Origin of the sequence: Blattabacterium cuenoti (genome assembly GCF_014251695.1) — a bacterium.
GTDB lineage: Bacteria > Bacteroidota > Bacteroidia > Flavobacteriales > Blattabacteriaceae > Blattabacterium > Blattabacterium cuenoti_T.
On sequence record NZ_CP059195.1, the window covers coordinates 137,127 to 159,638 of the forward strand.

Consider the following 22,512-nt stretch of genomic DNA (forward strand, 5'->3'; position numbering starts at 1 on the left):
TATAGTCATATTTTATATATATAATAAAAAATTCTTTTTAAGAAATTTTGAGTATGAAATGGATAAATTCATTAATTAGTTGTTTTATGATACTTTTTAGCATTATAGACATATTAGGGAATGCTCCCATAATTATGGGATTTAAATCAAAGGGGAATATTATAGAGACTAAAAAAGTTATAATTACTTCTCTTATAATATTTTTATCATTCCTTTTTTTAGGACAACCTATGTTAAAACTCATTGGAGTTGATGTCCATTCATTTTCTGTTGCTGGATCCATAGTATTATTTTTCATTGGTTTAGAAATGATATTAGGGAGAGATCTTCATAAGGTCACAAAAAATGCTCAAACTTCTATTGTACCAATAGCTTTTCCACTTATAGCTGGGCCTGGATCTTTAACCACTTTGATTTCATTAAGAGCAACTTATGATGTTAATATCATTCTTTTATCTCTTATTTTGAATATGATCGTCGTTTATTTTGTAATAGATAGATGTGATTTTATAGCAGAAAAAATTGGTAATAACGGATTAGATATTTTAAAGAAAATATTTGGAATTGTTTTATTAGCTTTTGCAGTAAAAATTTTTGGTGCTAATGCTAGTCAATTGTTTCAACAATAATTTTTTTTATTTTATTGAAAATTTTTATAATAGATTCATTAACATTTTTAAATTCAGGTAAATCAAAAGCTTTATAAATAAAAATTATATAATAATTTTTATTTATAATCTCTTTTTCTAAAATTGATTTATTTAAAAAAAAAGAAGCTTTCAATAAACGCTTTATTCTATTTCTATGAACTGATTTTTTAAAATTTTTTTTTTACTAAAGTTCCAACGAGGTTTATTGACAAATTTTTTTTAAAATTTGTTTTTTTTGATAAAAAAACAGATAAAATAGGATATATAAACAAATATTTTCCATTTTTTATTACTTTCTCAAAAATTTTTTTTTCTTGAAATTGCATTTTTAATATGTTAATAAATAATTAAAATTTATTCATAATTTATCATAAACTCTTCTAATTTAGTAACCATTCCTATAGGACCGCAAAAAAATGGAGTTCTTTGATGTAATTTAGTAGGTTTTATGTCTAAAATACGTTTTTTTCCATTGGAAGCTTTCCCTCCAGCTTCTTCTGCTAAAAAAGCCATAGGATTACATTCATAAAGCAATCTTAATTTTCCTTCTGGAGAAGAAGCTGTTTTAGGATAAATATATATTCCTCCTTGTATTAGATTTCTATGAAAATCCCCCACTAAAGATCCAATATATCTTGCTGTATAGGGTCTATTATCTTTTTGTTCTTGACAATATCTAATAAATCTCCTAATTCCATTCGAAAATTTTGCATAATTTCCTTCATTAATAGAATAAATTCTTTCCGCATTAGGAAAACGAAGATTCGAATGAGATAAGTAAAATGTTCCAACTGAAGGATCTAAAGTAAATCCATGTACTCCATTTCCAATACTATATACCAATATAGTAGAGGATCCATAAATAATATATCCTGCAAGAATTTGTTTATTTCCTTTTTGCAAAAAATCTTCTATTGTTAAATTCATTTGAATAGAAGATTTTCTCATATATACAGAAAATATAGTTCCAATAGATACGTTTACATCTATATTAGAAGAACCATCAAGTGGATCTATTAAAACAATACATTGATTTTTGAAAAAATTTTCTTGTTCCCCTTTGATTACTATAAAATCTTTACTTTCTTCAGAAGCTATTCCGCATACAACATTTCTACTTTTAAAAGATTCTATGAAAGCTCGATGAGCAAAATCATCTAATTTTTGTTGATTTTCTCCTTGAATATTAGTAAAGCCAGAACTTCCTATAAGTTCTTCTGTTAATCCTGCTTTATTGACTTCTTTATGAATTGCTTTAGAAGCTAATTTTATAGAACTAAATAATCGTAATAATGCTTCAGTTGAATATGAAAAACGATCTCTATTTTCTATAATAAATTCTCCTAATGTATACATGCATTTATCAGGAAATACTTTTTTTATAATATAAAGATCAGATTTTTTTTTAAAAAAACTTTATATCATATTTTAATTTATATACAAATTTTTGTTTAAATATGATAAATTAACTTTTTAGGTTATTATGAATTTTATATATTTCTATTAATTTTATCTTTTAATGAAAATTATACAAATATCATTCATATTATTATGGCGTACATGGTTTTTTATAATAAATATATTTCTGATACCTTTATGGGCCGGAGCATCTATCCCTTTTCTTTTTAAAGAGAAACATTACACCATCGCATATTGGTTTCATCAAATGTGGGCTAGAAGTAATCTTTTCCTCATGGGTTTTTGGTATGTATTAGAAAAAGATAAAGAAATATTAGATAAAAATAAACAATATGTAATTATCAGTAATCATAGTTCTATAATGGATATTATGTTAATTTACTCTTTGATGAGAGATCATCCTTTGGTTTTTGTGGGTAAGGCAGAATTAGCTAAGCTCCCTTTTTTTGGATTTGTTTATAAAAAAAGTAATATTCTTATTGACAGGAATAATTTATCTAGTTGTATAAAAGTATTTAAAAAAATAGAAGATAAAGTCGTCTCTGGAAAAAGTGTTTGTATCTTTCCAGAAGGAGGTGTTCCTAAACCTTATATTTTTTTGGACCATTTTAAGAGTGGAGCTTTTTTTATCGCTATTATTAAAAAAATCCCTATTATTCCTTTTACGATAGCTGATATAAAAACAAAATTTCCTAGTTTTTCTATCATAAAAGGAAGACCAGGAAAAATTAGGATTAAACAACATCATTCCATATCAACAAAAAATTTATCCTTAAAAGATAAGGATAATTTAAAAGAAAAATGTTTTAATTTAATTAAATATCAATTAGAAAAATTTGAACGTGAAAAATAAAATAATTAATTTCATGAATTATTCGTGAACAAAAAAATTCATATTTATACTGACGGTTCTTCAAAAGGTAATCCTGGCCCAGGAGGGTATGGAATTTTTATAGAAATATTTTTTGGTTATTATTATAATAGAAAAATAATTTCAGAAGGATTTCGTTATACAACTAATAATAGAATGGAATTATTATCAGTAATAGTGGGATTAGAAAAAATCAAAAACAAAAAACAAAATATTGTTATTTTTACTGATTCTAAATATATAGTGAATACTGTCCAAAATAAATGGATTTATAAATGGAAAAAAAATAATTTTCACAATAAAAAAAATGTAGATTTGTGGAAAAGATTTTTAGATTTATTTTATAACCATTCTATTATATTTCATTGGATAAAAAGTCACAATTATCATTATATCAATGATTTTTGCGACCGATTATCTGTAGGGGCTTCTAAAAAAAAAAGTCTAAAAATAGATTACGTATATGAAAAACAGACATAAACTAGCATAATTTTTTTGTCTAATAATTTCATATATAATTATAGACATTGCATTACTGACATTTAATGAGTCTATATATCCAAACATAGGAATAGTTATAATTTTATTAGATTTTTTTAACCAAATATTTGATACTCCCTTATTTTCAGAACCAAAAACAATAGCTATATTATTACAATGAGAAAATTTAGTCTGATATAGATTCATTACTTTTTTGTGTTTATAAAATCCTGTTGTTACAATTTTTATTTTATTTTTTTGTAACCAATACATGATTGATTCTATTTTTTCAATAAAAATATTTCTTGTAAAAATACTTCCTAAACTACATCTGATAATATTAGAATTATATACATAAGTTTTCATGTTACATAGTATAATAATATTAATATTTACAGCATCAGCTATTCTTAACATAGATCCTATATTTCCCGGTTTTTCTATCCCATCTAGGATAAGTATTAAAGAAGAATTTTGATTAGAAATTTTTATATTTTTCAATTGATTCATATATTTTTTTTCTTTAAATAAAGCAATAATTCCACTAGAATTATCTCTATACGCTAATTTTTTAAAAATTTTTATACTAATCAAAAAAGTTATAGAATGAAATGACTGAATCATTTCATATTTATGAAATATTTTTTCACATATAAATATTTTTGTTGGAGTAAAATTTCCTTTTATAGCCATTTCAAATTCTTTTATTCCTTCAACAAAAAAAATATTCATATTATTTTTTTTGTTAAAAATTTTTATCAAATATTTAATTTTTGTATTTTGAATACTGAATATTTTTTTCATATTTGTTTATATAATGATTTATAATAAATCCGATGATTTGGTTTATATGAATATGGCAGTGGAACATTCAAAATTATCTTTTTGTAAAAAAAAAAAAGTAGGGGCTGTCATAGTTAAAAATAAAAAAATTATATCCAATGGATATAATCGTACTCCACACGGATTGAATCATATATGTGAAGATCATAACGGAGATACAAAATGGTATGTTATACATGCAGAAGCAAATGCTATATTAAAAATATCTTCTTCTTTTTTATCCTGTAAAGGAGCTTCTATATATATTACTCATTTTCCATGTAAAGAATGTTGTAAACTCATTTATTTATCTAATATAAAAAGAGTTATTTATTTATATGAAAAAAATGATGAAGGATTTATTTTTTTAAGTAAATTTAAAATAAAAATAGAAAAACTAAATTAAATATATATTTTTTTTACAAATTGTTATTAAAAAAACCCAGGTGGCGAAATTGGTAGACGCGTTGGACTCAAAATCCAATGATTTAATATCATGCGGGTTCGAATCCCGCTCTGGGTATGTTCTTATTTTTAGAATAAAAAATATCTTTGAGAAAGAGGTAAAACATCAGAAGGATGAGATATTATTTTTTCTCCGTTTATGTAAACATTATAAGTTTTGGGATCTACTTCCAAATTAGGGATTTCTCCATTTAATATCATGTTTTCTTTAGATAAAGAACGACATCCTCTCACTATTTTTATTTGTTTTTTGATTTTATTGTTTTCAACAAAACCATTATTGATTGCATTTATTGATACAAAAATACTGCTAAGTTTGGGTTCAAAATATCCAAACATTTTTCGATACATAAACGGTTGAGGTGTAGGGATAGTAGCATTAGGATCTCCCATTCCAGCATAGACAATCATCCCACTTTTTATAACTAACTCAGGTTTGACTCCAAAAAAAGAAGGTTTCCATAATACTAAATCTGCCATTTTTCCGATATGAATAGATCCTACATATTCAGAAATTCCATGAGTTATAGAAGGATTTATAGTATATTTTGAAATGTATCTTTTAACTCTAAAATTATCATTTTTTGAATGATCTTCATTAAGATATCCTCTTTGTTTTTTCATTTTATCAGCTGTTTGCCATGTTCGTTTCACTATCTCACCTATTCGACCCATAGCTTGAGAATCTGAACTAGTCATACTAATGGCTCCTATATCATGCAAAACTCCTTCTGCACTAATAGTTTCAGATCTTATACGGGATTTCGCAAAAGCAATATCTTCTGGTAAATTAGAATCTAAATGATGACAAATCATTAACATATCTAAATGTTCATCTATAGTATTACAAGTATAAGGCATAGTAGGACTTGTTGATGAAGGTAAAATATTAGAAAATGATATAACTTTCAATAAATCAGGAGCATGTCCCCCTCCAGCTCCTTCTGTATGATAAGTGTGAATTGTTCTATTTTTGAATATTTTTAAAGTATCTTCTACATAACCTGATTCATTTAGAGAATCTGTATGTATGTTAACTTGTACATCCAATTTCTCTGCTACATTTAAGCATTGATCTATAACATGGAAAGTGCTCCCCCAATCTTCATGTATTTTTAATCCACCTGCTCCAGCCTTAATTTGTTCAATCAAAGCTTCGGGACGAGAACTATTTCCACTTGCAAGAAAAATGAAATTAATAGGAATATGATCTGTGCTTTTTAACATTCTTTGAATGTTCCATACCCCTGAAGTACAATTTGTAGCTATAGTTCCGGTGGCTGGGCCTGAACCCCCTCCAATAATAGTAGTTGTTCCACTTTCTAATGCTACTTCAAATAATTGTGGACATATATAATGAACATGACTATCTACACTTCCAGCTGTTACTATAATATTTTCTGAAGATATGACTTCTGTTCCTACTCCAATATACATATTAGACGTAACTCCGTCCATAAAATATGGATTTCCTGCTTTCCCTATGCCTACAATGATTCCATTTTTAATTCCTATATCTGCTTTTACGATTCCCCAATAATCTACAATAATAGCATTGGTTAATACTAAATCTAAAACTCCTTCATCTTTTGTAGCAAATGGATGTTGTCCCATTCCATCTCTAATAACTTTTCCTCCTCCGAAAACACATTCATCGCCATAAATAGTATAGTCTTTTTCTATTTCAATCCATAAAGAGGTATCCCCTAAACGGATTTTATCTCCTTTAGTGGGACCATACATACTTGCATAAGATTTTCTATCTATTTTTTTCATATATCATATAGTTGTATTTTCTTTTCCTGAAAAGCCATAAATTTTTTTACTTCCTCCAATTTCTACTAACATAACTTCTTTTGTTTCTCCTGGTTCAAAACGAACAGATCTCCCAGAAGGGATATCCAGTCTATATCCTTTCGTTCCTTCTCTATCAAAAAGAAGAGCAGAATTTGTTTCAAAAAAATGAAAATGAGATCCTATTTGAATAGGACGAGTTCCTGTATTGGATACTATTCTTACTATACGAGATCTTCCAGGTAATAACACAATATCTTCATTTAGAAGATCATATTGTCCTGGAATGAGATTAGAATTTGTTTTTCTATTTTTTTTGATAGGATGGTGTATGGTAACTAGTTTTGTTCCATCAGGAAAAGTTGCTTCTACTTGAACATTGTGAAGTAATTCATACACTCCATCCATAACTTGTTCATCGTTCAGAATATTTCCTGCTTCATACATGAGATCTTTTACTGTTTTTCCATCACGAGCTCCTTCCATCACATAATGAGTGATTAAAGCTAAAGATTCTGGATAATTTAATTTTAATCCTCTTTTTAAACGTTTTTTTGCCAATTCTCCAGCCATGTGAAGAAGAATTTTTTCCTTTTCATAAGAAGTTAAATGCATATGCTTTCTTTAATTTAATTCATTAACATAATACAAACAAACAACAGTTATAATATAATTAAATTATATGGGTTTAAAGTTATGAAATATTATAATAATGAAAGAGAATAGAATTGTTTTTCATCCTTATTGTAGACCCAAAATCTTTCTCTATACAATGAAAAAACATTTAATATAAATCAAAAATAAAAAAAAAGAACCCCTCCCCATAAATTATCATTATTTTTGTTCCCATCTTTAATAAGAATGGGAAAATTGTTTTAAAAAATAATTAAAAAATGCAAGTTTTAAAATTTGGAGGTAGTTCCGTAGCTCATTCTGATGCTATAAAACGTATTTGTACTTTATTAGAAAAAAAATCAAAAGGAAGATATGCTATTGTTGTATCTGCATTAGGAAATATTACGGATCAGTTAATACAATGTGGTAAATTAGCTTCTGAAAGAAAAAATATTTATAAAAATATATTAGAAAAAATAGAGATTCGACATCTTAATATTATAAGAGAATTGTTTCCTATAACCTATCAAAGTCATTTAATTAGCTGGATTAAAAAAAATATAAATGATTTAGAAAGTTTATGTGATGGAATTTTTCAAGTAGAAGAACTTTCGAAACGTTCTTTAGATAAAATTATGAGTTTTGGAGAATTGAGCTCTTCTTTTCTAATTGCAGAAAAATTGAAACAATCCGGTTTAGATGCAATTTGTAAAGATAGTAGAGATTTAATTATTACAGATTCTCAATTTGGATGTGCACAAGTAGATTTTATAACAAGTAATCATCATATTATTCAGTTTTTTCGTGAAAAAACATCAGAATATATCATTTTACCAGGATTTATAGGTTCTACATTAGAAAGCGAAACCACTACTCTTGGAAGAGGAGGATCTGATTATACTGCGGCTATCTTAGCCGCAGCTATATCTGCTAGTTTACTTGAAATATGGACGGATGTAAGTGGAATGATGACAGCAAACCCAAAAATTGTAAATCAAGCTTTTCCTATCAAAGAAATTTCTTATGAGGAGGCTATGGAATTATCACATTTTGGAGCAAAAGTCATTTATCCTCCTACGATTCAACCTGCTATGAAAAAACATATTCCGATACAAATAAAAAACACTTTCTCTCCTTTAGATCCGGGAACTTTAATTTATATTAATAAAAATACAAATATTAGTCAACCTGTTACCGGAATATCTGGAATTCAAAATATGGCATTGCTCACCTTAGAAGGAAGTGGTATGGTAGGAATCCCAGGATATTCCAAACGTTTATTCGAAGCGTTATCACGTGAAAAAATAAATGTTATATTTATAACTCAAAGTTCTTCAGAACATTCAATTACTACAGGAATTCATGAAACGGATGTTATAAAAGCAAAAACTGGAATAGACAGCGAATTTTCTCAGGAAATTCATCAAAAACGTATTGATCCATTAAGAATAGAAAATGATCTTTGCATCATCGCTGTGGTAGGAGATAATATGAAAAATCTTCATGGAACCAGTGGAAAAATGTTTTCTGCTTTAGGAAGAAACAGTATTAATGTTAGAGCTATAGCACAAGGATCTACTGAGAAAAATATATCAGCTGTTATTAAAAAAATAGATTTTAAAAAGGCATTAAATACTTTACATGAAGCTTTTTTTGAAAGACCACCAAAACAAATTAATCTTTTCATTTGTGGAGTGGGAAAAGTAGGAAGTAAATTATTGGAACAGATAGATCAACAACAAAATTACTTATTAAAAGAATTAAAACTTCAAGTTAGAGTCATTGGATTAGCTAACAGCAAGAAAATGTATTTTAATGATAATGGAATTAGTTTAAATAATTGGGAAAAATATTTGAATCAAAAAGGTATGAATATGAATATATATTCTTTTATGGAGGAAGTATGGAAATTTAATCTTAGAAATAGTTTATTTGTTGATAATACAGCTAGTGAAGAAATGGCAATGACCTATGATAAATTTTTAAAAAATGGAATAGGAGTTATTACTTGTAATAAGATAGCTTGTTCTTCAGATTATGATCATTATAAAAAATTAAAAACACTTTCTAGACATTTCAAAGCTCCATTTTTATTCGAAACGAATGTTGGAGCTAGTCTTCCCGTTATTAGTACACTTAACGATTTAATTAATAGTGGAGATAAAATAAATAAGATTGAAGCTGTATTATCAGGAAGTTTAAATTTTATATTCAATCATTTTGTAGGAGACAAATCTTTTTTAGAAGTAGTAAAAGAAGCTCAATTGAAAGGATATACGGAACCTGATCCTAGAATTGATTTAAGTGGATTAGATGTTATGCGAAAAATACTAATTTTAGCAAGAGAATGTGGTTCTCCATTAGAACTTAGTGATATTCATAAGAAATCTTTTCTTCCAAAAACTTGTTCAAATTCGACTTCTATAGATAATTTTTATCAAGAATTATATAGATATAGAGATTACTTTTTTAAAATCAGAAGTGAAGCGGAAAAACATAAAAAACGTTTACGTTTTATTGCACGTTATGAAAATGGGGGGGCTTTTGTTGGATTAGAATCTATTTCACAAATTCATCCATTTTTTCAATTAGAAGGAAAAGATAATATGGTTTTATATAATACATATCGTTATGCTGAACAGCCTTTGATTATAAAAGGAGCAGGTGCTGGAGCAGAAGTGACTGCATCTGGAATTTTTTCAGATATTATTAAAGCTACTAAATAAAAATCATGAAGGGAATTAAAATATTTTCACCAGCTACTGTAGCTAATTTAGCTTGTGGATTTGATATAATTGGATTAGCTTTGGATTTTCCTAAAGATGAAATCTTTTTATATAAATCTAATAATCCAGGAATACGTATAAATCGAATATATGGATCATCGTTACCTAATGATCAAAGAAAAAATGTGGCATTTGTAGCTTTACAATTTTTATTAAAAAAATATCAACAAAAACAAAAATTTGATAAAGATAAAAAAATAGGATTTGAAATTGAATTAATTAAAAATATTCATCCTGGAAGCGGTATAGGTTCTAGTGCAGCTAGTGCAGCAGGTGTTGTTTTTGGAGCTAATATTCTATTAGGAAACCCTTTTAGCACTATACAATTAATACGTTTTGCAATGGAAGGGGAACGTATTGCAAGTGGAACGGCTCATGCTGATAACGTTGCTCCTGCTATTATGGGAGGGGTAACATTAGTAAGAAGTTATCAACCATTGGATATTACGAAATTACATGTTCCTAATGAATTATGGATCAGCGTTATACACCCACAAATTGAAGTTAAAACGTCAGATGCTAGAGTAATTTTAAAACAAAAAATATTGATGACAGATGCTATTAGACAGTGGGGAAATGTAGGGGCATTAGTAGCAGGTTTATATCGAGAAGATTATGGTTTAATAAGTAGATCATTGGAAGATGTAATTGTCGAACCTATACGAGCCATGCTCATTCCAGCCTTTTATGAATTAAAAATAAAATGTAAGGAAATAGGAGCTTTGGGGGGAGGAATTTCAGGGTCAGGCCCATCTGTTTTTATGCTTAGTAAAGGAAATTATACGGCAAAAAAAGTTACGGAAGTAATGAATCAAGTGTATTATCCATTAAAAGTTGATTATAAAACTTATACTTCTCCTATTAATCAACAAGGAGTTAAGTGGAATAAAATATTATAAAATTATAAATAATTATTATTCGTATATGTTATGTTATATTACAGTTTAAAAAACTATCAAAATTTAGTTTCTTTTGAAGATGCCGTTTTAACAGGTTTATCGCCTGATGGTGGATTATATATGCCTAAATATATTCCTAAATTAGAACCTCAGTTTTTTCATAAACTCCCCTTTTTTGATATGTATGCGATTGCCATGTTTATTATAAAACCTTATATAGGAAAATATATACCAGAAAAATTTCTTGATCAAATTATTCATGATACTTTAAATTTTTCTTTTCCATTAAAAAAAATACATGATAATATTCACGTATTAGAACTTTTTCATGGCCCCACTTTAGCTTTTAAAGATGTAGGAGCTCAGTTTATAGCAGGATGCTTAAGTTTTTTTTCTAAAAAATTAGAAAAAAATGTAACGGTTTTAGTGGCAACTTCAGGAGATACCGGAGGTGCTGTCGCTAAAGGATTCCATAAAAAACAAGGAATAGAAGTCGTTATTTTGTATCCATATAATGGGATTAGTTCTTTACAAAAAAAACAAATCACAACATTGGGAGAGAATATTCTAGCTGTAGAAATACATGGGAGTTTCGATGATTGTCAGAATTTGGTAAAAAAAGCCTTTTTAGATAAGGAAATAAACAAAAAATATATATTAACTTCAGCTAATTCTATTAATGTAGGGAGATGGCTCCCTCAAATGTTTTATTATTTTTTAGCTTACAGACAGATAATTGTGAAAAATCTTATAGAAATAATTTTTTCAGTTCCTAGTGGAAATTTTGGAAATCTTTTCGCAGGAATGATTGCTGAAAAAATGGGATTACCTATAAAATTTTTTATTGCATCTACAAATGTTAATGATACTGTTCCTAGATTTTTAAAATCTGAAAAATATCATCCTCTTCCGGTAAAAAAAACTATATCAAATGCTATGGATATATCTAATCCAAGTAATTTTTCTAGAATATGGCATTTATATAAAAAAAATATATTTCAATTAAGAAAAAAATTATCTTCCTATAAATTCACGGATGAAGAAACTTTGAAAAGTATAGAATTTATATGGAAAAAATATAAATACATGTTAGATCCACATGGGGCTATTGGTTATTTAGGACTTAAACAATATTTACAAGAAATTAATAATACTTCAGATCCAGCTATTTTTTTAGAAACAGCTCATCCTATTAAATTTTTAGATCATATGCCATCTTTTTTACAAAAAAAAATAGTCATTGATCAGGAACTAGAAGTATTTTTAAAAATGAAAAACATAACTAAAAAAATATCATTATCCAATGATTTTAATATTTTCAAAAGTTGGTTTTTAGAAAAAAAATAAAATAATTTTTAAATGGCTACATCTCCCTTAATATGAGGAAAAGGATTATAATTTTTTAACTCAAAGTCTTCAAAACGAAATTGAAAAATATTTTTTACAGAAGAATTAAGAACCATTTTAGGAAGTTTCCTTGGAGTTCTTTTCATTTGTAATTGAATTTGTTTAATATGATGATTATAGATATGAGCATCTCCTATAGTATGAATAAATTCTTTTTCTTTTAGATGCAAAATTTTAGCCAACATACTTAGTAATAAAGCATAAGAGGCTATATTAAATGGTAAACCAATAAAAATATCTGCACTTCTTTGATATAAAAGTAACGATAATTTTTTTTCATATACATAAAATTGAAATAATAAATGACAAGGAGGTAATGTCATATTTTGAATCATTCCTACATTCCAAGAAGAAACAATTAAACGTCTAGAATTAGGATTTAACTTGATTTCTTTGATAAGATTCCCAATTTGATCAATAAAACGACCATCGTAAGTTGGCCATTTTCTCCATTGAAATCCATATATTGGACCTAACTCTCCATTCCCATCCGCCCATGGATTCCAAATATTAACTTTATTTTTATTCAAAAATTTAATATTTGTATCTCCTTTTAAAAACCATAATAGTTCATAAATAATAGATCGTATGTTTAATTTTTTAGTTGTTAAAAGAGGAAACCCTTTTTCTAAATTAAATCTCATTTGATATCCAAATATGCTAATTGTTCCTACACCAGTACGATCTTTTTTTTTTATCCCCTTTTTTAATACGTTTTTTAATAAATTTAAATATTGTTTCATGATTACAATATGAATTTATTTTTTAATTTAAAGAGTATTTTTGCATAAAAAAATATAACTATGAATCAAAAGGTTCTCTTCTTTTCTACAAGGAGCGGGTTAAAATTATCAGAAAATATAGCTTATTATTATGGGGGCTTTCTTGGAAAGATACGATTTTTAGAATTTAGTGATGGAGAATATACTCCTTGTTTTGAACAATCTGTTCGTGGATCTCAAGTATTTTTGATTGGATCAACTTTTCCTCCAGTAGATAATTTATTGGAATTATTGTTAATGTGCGACGCTGCTCATAGAGCTTCAGCTTGTAATATTACACTTGTGATTCCGTATTTTGGATGGGCTAGACAAGATCATAAAGATAAACCTAGAACTCCTATTGCAGCAAAACTCATAGCAAATTTAATAGTAGCTTCAGGAGCTACTAGAGTTATGACCATGGATTTACATGCAGATCAAATTCAAGGATTTTTTGATATACCTGTAGATCATTTATATGCATCTAGAATATTTATTGATTATATTAAAAAGTTAAATATAGATCAATTGACCATAGCTTCTCCAGATATGGGAGGAGCAAAAAGAGCTAGAAGTTATGCAGGTTATTTAGATACAGATGTAGTTATCTGTTATAAAGAAAGAAAAAAAGCAAATGAAATAGAATTTATGAATCTTATAGGAAATGTAAAAGAAAAGAATATTATACTTATAGATGATATGGTAGACACGGCTGGAACTTTAACAAAAGCAGCTAATTTAATAAAAAAACAAGGAGCTAAAAGTGTACGTGCAATAGCTACTCATCCTGTTTTATCAGGGAATTCATATGAAAAAATACATCAATCAGAGATTGAAGAATTGGTAGTGACAGATACAATTCCTATAAATAAAATGAAGCGAAATAATAAGATTAAAGTTTTATCTTGTGCACCACTTTTTGCGGAAGTGATGCTATCAATACATAAAGACGAGTCCATTAGTAATAAATTTATAATATGAAATATGTTAATATATACGGTCATAAAAGAGATATTGGAAGAAAAGCAATTCATTCCATTCGACTTTCTGGAAAAATTCCATGCATTTTGTATGGAAAAAATATAAATATTCCGTTTTCTACTTCATTAGAAAGTTTAAAAAAAATAGTATATACTACAGAAGTATATGGTATTTTTCTTAAAATAGAAGGAAATGATCAAAGTATAAACGCTATTCGAAAGGAAATACAATTTGATCCTGTTAATGATAAAATATTACATGTAGATTTTTTAAAAATTGATAATTTTAAACCTATTATATTAGAAATTCCTGTCAAATCTTTTGGTAGATCTATTGGAGTTTCAAAAGGAGGAGAATATTATTCTTCTATTAGAAAATTAAAAGTGAAAGCCACTCCAGATAATATGCCAGAATACATTGAATTGAATATTAATTCTTTAGATATAGGAGATAGAATAACAGTTGAAGATTTATATAATGATCAATATACTATATTACATCCTTCTGATACACTAATAGCAAGTGTAAAAAATTCCAGAACAATTATTAAAGGGGGTAAAGAAAAAGAAAATCAAGAAGGGGAAGAAAAAGAATATAAAAAAGAAAAAAATAAATAATGTCTTTAGATTTTTATTTTATGAAAATTGCTCTAAAAGAGGCTATTATTGCTTTTCATAAAAATGAAATCCCTATAGGCGCTGCTATTACATATCAAAATATAGTGATAGCAAAAGCTCATAATTTAACTGAAACTTTATGTAAAGTGACTGCACATGCAGAGATGTTAGTGATCAATTTAGCATCTAATTATTTAAATAATAAATATATAAAAAAATGTACTTTATATGTTACCTTAGAACCATGTATTATGTGTGCTGGAGCTCTTTTTTGGTCTCAAATAGGAAGAGTTGTTTGTGGAGCTTCTAATTCTTCAAAAAGAGGATTTGTATATTCTGGTATTAAATTACATCCCAAAACAGAATTTGTATCTGGAATTATGAAAAATCAATGTAAAGCTCTTATACAAGAATTCTTTTTTTATAAAAGAAATCATAAACTTCAAAAATCTATATAAATATTTTTTTTTTTTTATTTATGATCATTTTTAAAAATATAGGCAAAGTTGTAATTAATATAATCAATAAAATAATCCATTCAAGATGATTTTTTAATTCCGGAAAATTTTTATCTAAATAATGTCCAGATAACATGATAGAAAAAGTCCAAGCAAGTGCTCCAATAATATTATATATCATAAATTTTTTGAAATCTATACGAATAGCTCCTGCTACAATAGGAGCAAAAGAACGAAACATAGGTAGAAAACGACTCATAATCAGGGCCGTCGTTTTGTATTTATTATAAAATAATTGAGCTAAAATTAAATGTTTTTTCTTAAAAAAAAAGGAATCCTTTTTTTTATATAACAGTTTTCCAGATTTATATCCTAACCAGTATCCTTGCATATTCCCAAGAATAGCTACACCTGCTACGATTAAAATGATCACAAAAAAAGGGACATTATAAAAATTTTTGCATAAATCTTCCCCAAAAATTCCAGCAGTAAATAATAAAGAATCTCCAGGTAAGAAAAAACCTATAAAAAGTCCTGTTTCAGCAAAAACAATAGCTAAAATAATAAATAAAGCTGTGTTTCCGAAATATAAAAATATCCATCTAGGATTAAATAAATGTTGAAAAAAATCCCAAATATCTGACATTTTACAAATATGATAATGAAAATCAAAGTTAAATATTTCCATTTTTTAGTTTTTATAAAAAATAAAAATATTTATTTTCATACTTTTATATTCAAAAAAACTAATATATTCTTTATTTATGGAGTATTTATTTAAATTTATTAATATTTTAGGATGGGTTCCTAATATATTATTTTTCATAATAGGTTTTACTTTTATCATTTTTTGGTTATGCAAAATATTTTATTTTATTGATTAATTGGTTAATTTTGTTAAACGAAGCTAAATTCAAATGAAAAAAAGGGAAGAATTCATATATTTTAATGATGTAGCTTATAACATGCTTAAAAATTATTTATTACATAAAGTAGATTCCATAAAAAATATATTCATTCTAGTAGATGATATCACCTTCACACATTGCCTCCCCATTCTTTTTCATCATATAAATTTTTTAAAAAAATCTAATCTTATTAAAATAAAATCAGGAGAAAAAGAAAAAAATATTTATACGTGTGTTAAAATATGTAAAAATCTAGAAAAATTTAAAGCCAATAGAAAAAGTTTAATTTTAAATTTAGGAGGAGGAGTTATAACAGATATTGGAGGATTTGTTGCCTCCATATTCAAACGAGGTATTCGTTTTATTAATATTCCTACAACTTTATTAGGGATGGTTGATGCCGCTATAGGATATAAAACTGGGGTCAATTTAGATTCTATAAAAAATGAAATAGGCACTTTTTATGTTCCAGAATTTTTAATCATAGATCCTATCTTTCTAAAAACACTTCCGAAGAAAGAAATTTTTTCTGGAATGGCAGAAATGTTCAAACATGGGTTAATAGCCGATAAAAATTTTTGGAAAAAAATGAATCAAATACAAATAGATATCATTAAAAATGAAAATGAATGGAGTCAATTAATTCATAAATCTATATTAATTAAACAAAAAATTGTAGATAAAGATCCTAAAGAAAAAGGATTAAGAAAAATTCTTAATTTTGGACATACTATAGGACATGCTTTAGAAAGTTATTTTATGGATATAAACAAAATGATACATGGGATTGCTGTTATTATGGGAATGATATATGAATCATGGATTTCCTACAAAATTAATGGTTTATCTATATCGGATTATAAAGAAATCCGATCTACACTTTATAAATTATATACAATAGAGAATCATAAAAATCATATTTCTAATTTAGAAATTAACAAATTATTGTTGATTATGGAACATGATAAAAAAAATGAAAAAAATAAAATTCAATTTTCTTTATTAAAAGAAATAGGAAAATGTTCATATAATTGTCAGGTTTCGTCTTCCTTGATTAAGGAAAGTTTTTTAACCTAAATGTTTTAATTCATTAATTAATATTTTTCAAAAAAAATGAGTGAAAGTGAAGGAGAAAAAGAAAAATTGATTTCAATTAATATTGAAGATGAAATGAAATCATCTTACATAGATTATTCTATGTCTGTTATTGTATCTAGAGCTCTTCCTGATGTTAGAGATGGATTAAAACCTGTACACAGAAGAGTACTTTATGGAATGTATCAATTAGGAATTCTTTCTAACAGTTCTTATAAAAAATCGGCTCGTATTGTTGGAGAAGTATTGGGGAAATATCATCCACATGGAGATGTTTCTGTTTATGATACGATGGTTCGTATGACTCAAAAATGGACATTACGTTATCCATTAATAGATGGACAAGGAAATTTTGGATCACTGGATGCCGATCCTCCGGCAGCTATGCGTTATACAGAAGTTAAAATGAAAAAAATATCTGAAGAGATGTTGTTGGATATTAAAAAAGAAACAGTGATTATGCAATTAAACTTTGATGATTCTTTAGAAGAACCAACCGTTTTACCTACACGAATTCCCAATCTTTTAATTAATGGATCTTCTGGTATTGCAGTAGGAATGGCTACTAATATCCCTCCTCATAATTTAAAAGAAACGATAAATGCTATTTGTGCTTATATAGATAATAATAATCTATCTATAGAACAGATTATGAAACATATCAAAGCTCCTGATTTTCCTACAGGAGGGATCATTTATGGATATGATGGAGTTAAAAACGCTTTTTATACCGGTAAAGGACGTATTATTTTACGTGCGAAAGTCCATTTTGAAGAAATTCATGATAGACAATGTATTATTGTAGATGAAATTCCTTACCAAGTCAATAAAGCTGATATGATTGCTCGTACTGTGGAATTGATGAAAGTAGGAAAGATGGAAGGTCTTTATCAAATTCGAGACGAATCTGATAGAAATGGATTACGTATTGTCTACATTTTGAAACAAAATACAAACCCTAATATCCTATTGAATAAATTATTTCAATACACTTCTTTACAAACTTATTTTAATGTCAATAATATAGCTCTAGTTAACGGGAAACCTATTCAATTAAATATAAAAAGTATTATTCAACACTTTGTCGATCACAGACATAATGTTATTATTTCCCGTACTCAATACGAACTAAAAAAGTGTCAAAATCGTGTTCATATTTTGTTAGGTTTTTTGAAAATCATAGATCATTTAGATATCATGATTCAATTAATTAAAAGGGCCCAAAATCATTATGATGCTTGTGATAAATTGATTAAAAAATTTAAAATATCACAAAATCAATCTAAATCTATTTTAGAAATGAAATTACAAGGCCTAACATCTTTAGAAATAAAAAAACTTAAAAAAGAATATGACGAACTTATTAAAAAAATAGAGTTTTTTAAAAATGTTTTGAACGAACATTACACAAGAACTAAAATTATTAAAGAAGAACTTTTAGATATAAGAAAAAAGTACCAAGATAAACGTCGTACACAAATTGATTATTCAGGAGATAAGGTTAATATAGAAGATCTAATTGAAAATGAACAGGTAGTTCTTACAATTTCCCATGCAGGTTATATTAAGAGAACGTCCTTATCAGAATACAAACGTCAAGGAAGAGGAGGAGTGGGAAATAGAGGGGCTACTGCTAGAGAATCAGATTTTTTCAAACATTTGCTTATAGCAACCAATCATCAGTATTTACTTTTTTTTACAGAAAAAGGAAAATGTTTTTGGCTAAGAGTATATGAAATTCCAGAAGGATCCAAAATTTCTAAGGGTAGAGCAATACAAAATATTATTCATCTTCAACAAGATGATAAAGTTAATACTTATATATTAACAGGAGATCTCACTAATAAAAAGTATGTAAAAGATTATTATGTGATGATGATTACGCAAAAAGGTATTATTAAAAAAACATCTTTAGAGAATTATTCTCGTCCTAGAAAAGATGGGATAAATGCTATTGTGATTCGGAAAGGAGATTCCTTGCTGAAAGCAATTCTAACTAAGGGAGATAGCCATGTCTTTATTGCTATTAAAAGTGGAAGAATAATTCGTTTTTTAGAAAATCAAGTTCGTTCAACTGGAAGAACTTCTTCTGGTGTTATAGGAATTCATACAAATAATAAAGATTTGGTTATTGGAATGATATGTGTAGATGTAGAAGGAAAAGAAAAAGGACATTTGTTAGTAGTTTCTGAAAAAGGATTTGGAAAAAGATCCCATATAAAAGATTATCGTATAACCAATCGTGGGGGAAAAGGAATTAAAACAATAAATATAACTCAAAAAACAGGGAATTTAATTTCCATTAAATATGTTACGGATCAAGATGATTTGATGATTATTAAAAAATCAGGAATTATTATACGTATTCCTATATCAGATATAAGAGTTATGGGAAGAACTACTCAAGGAGTGAGATTAATTAATCTTAAAAAAAACGATGCTATAGCTGATGTAGCGAAAGTTTATAAACCTATTATGAAATTTCATTAAAATCTCGTAATATATTGATACATTCTGCTATATAAAAATCTTTTGTAATATTTTTTTTCCATTCTTTTTGTTCTTCTGATTCTTTTGTATTGAAAATTATTTTGTAATAGGGGGGAAAGGATTGTAATCCATATATATTCATATAGTTTTTTAATTTTTTTAAATTTTCATTTCTTTTTTTTATTTTTAAATTTTCATAATAAAATTCTTCCCAATTTAAAGACAATTGTTTTTCATTTGAAAATTTTTTTTCTAATGATTGTATGATTTTATAAATAGTCATAAAATCTTTACTTTTTTTCAAACGTTTTATGCTTTTATGTTTAATCTTTTCTAAAAAAAAATTATTATAATAAGAATAAAGGGAAGGAACAGGATCCGTGCAATCCCATTTCATGGGGTTCCTTTTATTTTTTTCCATATATTTTAAAAAAATATTTGTCATATTACTTGGAATGACTATATCGGAATTTACTCCCTTTAATTGAGTAGAACTACCATTTACACGATAAAATTTATTGATAGTAAATTTTAATGTTCCTAATTTTTCTTTATGAAATGAAAATCGATTTAATGGATAAAGTGTTTGTACAGTTCCCTTTCCATATGTCTGAGTACTCCCAACAATAATTCCTCTTTTATAATCTGCTATAGCAGAAGCTAGAATTTCAGAAGCAGAAGCAGATAATTCGTTCACAAGAATAACTAGGGGCCCTGTCCATAGAATTTTATTTTCGTTACTTTTGAGTATCTTTTTTTTTCTGTTAGGTTTTCCTATTTGTACGATAGGAACTTTTCCTAAAAAAAAACCAGCAATTTTGATTACAGTATCTAAAGATCCTCCTCCATTATTTCTAATATCTATCAGGATTCCTTTTATATTTTCTTTTTTTAGTTCTTGAATAATTTTTTTTATATCTTTAGCTGCATTTCTTCCATTTTTATTTTCAGGATTAAAATAAAATTCTGGTAAACAGATTAATCCATATTTATCTTGATCTTTATCCAATATTATAACACTTTTTGCAAAAATTTCTTTTTTTTCAATTATCTCTCTAATGAGAATCACTTCTTCTATAGATCCATTTTTTTTTTGAATAATTAATTTTACTTTAGTGCCTTTTTCCCCTCTTATTAAACGAATCGAATTTTCTAATAACATTCCTACAATATTTTTCGATTCTGAGTTTAGGTTTTTGGCTACTCGTATGATTTTATCTCCTATTTCTATTTTTTTGCTTTTCCACGCAGGGCCACCAACAATGAGTTTCACAATAGTGGGAAATCCTTTATCATCTTGTAATTCAACACCAATTCCTTCTGTTTGTCCAGATATGTTAAAATCAAAAATTTCTTTTTCCTTAGGAGAAAAATAATTAGTATGAGGATCATATTGAGAAGTTATAGTATTAACATATATAGAAAACCATTCAGATTCTTTTTTTATTTTTAATATTCTGAAATATTCCTGAATATATTTTTCTACTTTTTTCCTTGATTTTTTTTCGTTTTTAAAAAATGTATTTTTCCAATTCTTTTTTTGGGGAATCCAGTTTTTTTTTTGATTTTTTAAAGTTATTATTTCTAATAAAGTCAAATATTTTAAATGTTTTCTCCATTTTTCAATCCATTTTTTTTTATTTTTTGGATAAAAAAATTTTTGTTTTCCAAGTATGTATATTTCTTTTTTATTAAAATCAAAAGATGTTTTTAATATTTTAAAACATATAGATTCTGCTTCTTCTACTCTTTGAAAAAAACGTTTCATAACAATATTAAAAAAAGTAGGATCTCCATGAACCCAAAAATCGTCTATTTTTTCTCGATATAAAGAAAGATCTTCTACATCTTTTTGTATAAAAAAACGTTTTTGATTGTCTAATTTTTCAAAATATTTATTATATACTTTTTGTGAAAAATCATTATCTGTAGGAATCGGATTTGGATGTAAAAAGGAAAGTGTTTTATATATTGTTTTGAGTACTATACGATACTTTTCCTGTTCTTCTACTAATGGAGAACAGAAACTTAATGAAGAAATCAGAAATAAACCAATTATTATATATCTAATATTATTTAATTTTTTTATTTTAATATTCACAATTATGTTTTGATTGAAAAATATCAGCAAAATTATATATAAATAGCTTTTTTATGTAATGAAAAATGAATAATAAACCAATTATTTTAGTAACAAATGATGATGGAATTATAGCTCCAGGAATTAGAGCCCTTGTTCATTCTATGAACCTTTTGGGAGATGTATATGTAGTTGCTCCAAATAAACCTAAATCTGGAATAGGACATGCAATAACAATGAATACAATATTATATTGTGATTCTGTAAATATAGATAATGGAAATCAAAAAGAATGGGAATGTTCTGGAACTCCAGTAGATTGTGTGAAATTAGCAATTAGCGAGATTCTTCCAAGAAAACCTGATATTTGTGTATCAGGAATTAATCATGGTTCAAATTCTTCTATAAATATTATGTATTCTGGAACGGTTTCTGCTGTTATTGAAGCAAGCATAGAGGGAATTCCATCTGTTGGATTTTCTCTTATGGATTTTGATTGGAATGCGGATTTTGAACCATCCAAAAAATATGTATATCAGATTGTAAAAAAAATTCTTTATAATCCTATCCCTGAAAAAATAATCACTTTAAATGTTAATATTCCTAAATTAAAAAAAGAACAAATCAAAGGAATTAAAATATGTCGACAAGCAGAGTCTAAATGGATAGAAAGTTTCGATAAACGTTATAATCCTAAAGGAAGAACTTATTATTGGTTAGTAGGAGATTTTATGAATTTAGATGACAAGGTGGATACAGATGAATGGGCATTAAAAAATGGATATGTATCCATAGTTCCTATTCAATTTGATTTAACAAATTATGGTATATTAAATCTTTTAAAATCTTGGAATTTTATTTTATTATTTTTTTTTTTTTATAGATATATAGTTTATTCTGAATTTGAATATTAA

21 protein-coding genes and 1 tRNA gene are annotated in these 22,512 nt (G+C 26.6%); 14 read left to right on the forward strand and 8 right to left on the reverse strand.

The genetic code is table 11. The annotated features are described in order from the left end of the window. Positions 1–53 precede the first annotated feature (53 nt). Positions 54–629 (forward strand): MarC family protein, encoded by a 576-nt coding sequence (locus H0H62_RS00635; protein WP_185860828.1) that lies wholly within the window; start codon positions 54–56, stop codon positions 627–629. Here H0H62_RS00635 and H0H62_RS03095 read toward each other — a convergent pair. Both H0H62_RS03095 and fbp read right to left on the reverse strand, forming a co-directional pair. Beyond that, positions 607–783, reverse strand: a complete 177-nt coding sequence (locus H0H62_RS03095; RefSeq protein ID WP_394366698.1) for a hypothetical protein — start codon at positions 781–783, stop codon at positions 607–609. The two genes, H0H62_RS00635 and H0H62_RS03095, sit on opposite strands and share 23 nt — an antisense overlap. A gap of 221 nt (positions 784–1,004) precedes the next feature. Further along, a complete protein-coding gene (fbp, locus tag H0H62_RS00645; protein ID WP_185860829.1) occupies positions 1,005–2,006 on the reverse strand; it encodes a class 1 fructose-bisphosphatase in 1,002 nt (333 codons plus the stop codon). 163 nt (positions 2,007–2,169) lie between these two features. Here fbp and H0H62_RS00650 point away from each other — a divergent pair, with 163 nt between their 5' ends. Both H0H62_RS00650 and H0H62_RS00655 read left to right on the forward strand, forming a co-directional pair. Further along, positions 2,170–2,922 (forward strand): lysophospholipid acyltransferase family protein, encoded by a 753-nt coding sequence (locus H0H62_RS00650; protein ID WP_185860830.1) that lies wholly within the window; start codon positions 2,170–2,172, stop codon positions 2,920–2,922. A gap of 24 nt (positions 2,923–2,946) precedes the next feature. Next, on the forward strand, positions 2,947–3,420 hold the full coding sequence (locus tag H0H62_RS00655; protein ID WP_185860831.1) for a ribonuclease HI: 474 nt from the start codon (positions 2,947–2,949) through the stop codon (positions 3,418–3,420). Here H0H62_RS00655 and H0H62_RS00660 read toward each other — a convergent pair. Continuing rightward, the gene (locus H0H62_RS00660; protein WP_185860832.1) at positions 3,385–4,224 is read right to left on the reverse strand and encodes an RNA methyltransferase; all 840 of its coding nucleotides are present in this window, start codon (positions 4,222–4,224) and stop codon (positions 3,385–3,387) included. The genes H0H62_RS00655 and H0H62_RS00660 overlap by 36 nt on opposite strands. 13 nt (positions 4,225–4,237) lie before the next feature. On the opposite strand from H0H62_RS00660, the gene H0H62_RS00665 reads away from it, so the two are divergent. Both H0H62_RS00665 and H0H62_RS00670 read left to right on the forward strand, forming a co-directional pair. Beyond that, positions 4,238–4,648 (forward strand): deoxycytidylate deaminase, encoded by a 411-nt coding sequence (locus H0H62_RS00665; protein WP_185860833.1) that lies wholly within the window; start codon positions 4,238–4,240, stop codon positions 4,646–4,648. Between the two features lie 34 nt (positions 4,649–4,682). Continuing rightward, a tRNA-Leu gene (locus H0H62_RS00670) sits at positions 4,683–4,765 on the forward strand. 11 nt (positions 4,766–4,776) lie between these two features. On the opposite strand, the gene ureC is transcribed toward H0H62_RS00670, so the two are convergent. Both ureC and H0H62_RS00680 read right to left on the reverse strand, forming a co-directional pair. Continuing rightward, a complete protein-coding gene (gene ureC, locus H0H62_RS00675) occupies positions 4,777–6,483 on the reverse strand; it encodes an urease subunit alpha (RefSeq protein ID WP_185860834.1) in 1,707 nt (568 codons plus the stop codon). A gap of 3 nt (positions 6,484–6,486) precedes the next feature. Beyond that, the gene (locus tag H0H62_RS00680) at positions 6,487–7,116 is read right to left on the reverse strand and encodes an urease subunit gamma (protein WP_185860835.1); all 630 of its coding nucleotides are present in this window, start codon (positions 7,114–7,116) and stop codon (positions 6,487–6,489) included. Between the two features lie 278 nt (positions 7,117–7,394). Here H0H62_RS00680 and thrA point away from each other — a divergent pair, with 278 nt between their 5' ends. The 3 genes from thrA to thrC are packed head-to-tail and all read left to right on the forward strand — an operon-like array spanning position 7,395 to position 12,148. Further along, the gene (gene thrA, locus H0H62_RS00685; protein ID WP_185860836.1) at positions 7,395–9,842 is read left to right on the forward strand and encodes a bifunctional aspartate kinase/homoserine dehydrogenase I; all 2,448 of its coding nucleotides are present in this window, start codon (positions 7,395–7,397) and stop codon (positions 9,840–9,842) included. A gap of 5 nt (positions 9,843–9,847) precedes the next feature. Beyond that, entirely contained in the window at positions 9,848–10,801 is a 954-nt protein-coding gene (locus H0H62_RS00690) for a homoserine kinase (RefSeq protein WP_185860837.1), read from the forward strand. Between the two features lie 30 nt (positions 10,802–10,831). Next, a complete protein-coding gene (gene thrC / locus H0H62_RS00695) occupies positions 10,832–12,148 on the forward strand; it encodes a threonine synthase (RefSeq protein WP_185860838.1) in 1,317 nt (438 codons plus the stop codon). Between the two features lie 8 nt (positions 12,149–12,156). Here the strand turns inward: thrC and H0H62_RS00700 are convergent, their stop codons facing one another. After that, on the reverse strand, positions 12,157–12,951 hold the full coding sequence (locus H0H62_RS00700) for a thymidylate synthase (RefSeq protein WP_185860839.1): 795 nt from the start codon (positions 12,949–12,951) through the stop codon (positions 12,157–12,159). A 60-nt stretch (positions 12,952–13,011) separates the two neighbouring features. On the opposite strand from H0H62_RS00700, the gene H0H62_RS00705 reads away from it, so the two are divergent. Genes H0H62_RS00705 through H0H62_RS00715 form a run of 3 tightly spaced genes read left to right on the forward strand, consistent with a single transcriptional unit; the run spans position 13,012 to position 15,025 of the window. Continuing rightward, on the forward strand, positions 13,012–13,950 hold the full coding sequence (locus H0H62_RS00705; RefSeq protein WP_185860840.1) for a ribose-phosphate diphosphokinase: 939 nt from the start codon (positions 13,012–13,014) through the stop codon (positions 13,948–13,950). Continuing rightward, complete coding sequence (locus tag H0H62_RS00710) at positions 13,947–14,567, forward strand: 50S ribosomal protein L25 (protein WP_185860841.1); 621 nt, start codon at positions 13,947–13,949, stop codon at positions 14,565–14,567. Before H0H62_RS00705 ends, H0H62_RS00710 begins: the two co-directional genes overlap by 4 nt. After that, complete coding sequence (locus H0H62_RS00715; protein ID WP_185860842.1) at positions 14,567–15,025, forward strand: nucleoside deaminase; 459 nt, start codon at positions 14,567–14,569, stop codon at positions 15,023–15,025. The genes H0H62_RS00710 and H0H62_RS00715 overlap by 1 nt, the downstream gene beginning before the upstream one ends. Here H0H62_RS00715 and H0H62_RS00720 read toward each other — a convergent pair. Continuing rightward, positions 15,018–15,671 carry a DedA family protein gene (locus H0H62_RS00720; protein ID WP_185860843.1) on the reverse strand — a complete coding sequence of 218 codons (654 nt, stop codon included), beginning with the start codon at positions 15,669–15,671 and terminating at the stop codon, positions 15,018–15,020. The two genes, H0H62_RS00715 and H0H62_RS00720, sit on opposite strands and share 8 nt — an antisense overlap. 271 nt (positions 15,672–15,942) lie before the next feature. Here H0H62_RS00720 and aroB point away from each other — a divergent pair, with 271 nt between their 5' ends. Both aroB and gyrA read left to right on the forward strand, forming a co-directional pair. Next, a complete protein-coding gene (aroB, locus tag H0H62_RS00725) occupies positions 15,943–17,010 on the forward strand; it encodes a 3-dehydroquinate synthase (RefSeq protein ID WP_185860844.1) in 1,068 nt (355 codons plus the stop codon). Between the two features lie 36 nt (positions 17,011–17,046). Next, positions 17,047–19,518, forward strand: coding sequence for a DNA gyrase subunit A (gene gyrA / locus H0H62_RS00730; RefSeq protein ID WP_185860845.1), 2,472 nt, complete (start codon positions 17,047–17,049; stop codon positions 19,516–19,518). Here the strand turns inward: gyrA and H0H62_RS00735 are convergent. Beyond that, positions 19,502–21,619 (reverse strand): carboxy terminal-processing peptidase, encoded by a 2,118-nt coding sequence (locus tag H0H62_RS00735; RefSeq protein ID WP_185860846.1) that lies wholly within the window; start codon positions 21,617–21,619, stop codon positions 19,502–19,504. The two genes, gyrA and H0H62_RS00735, sit on opposite strands and share 17 nt — an antisense overlap. Before the next feature lie 65 nt (positions 21,620–21,684). Between H0H62_RS00735 and surE the strand changes: the two genes are divergently transcribed. Continuing rightward, positions 21,685–22,512, forward strand: coding sequence for a 5'/3'-nucleotidase SurE (gene surE, locus H0H62_RS00740; protein WP_185860847.1), 828 nt, complete (start codon positions 21,685–21,687; stop codon positions 22,510–22,512).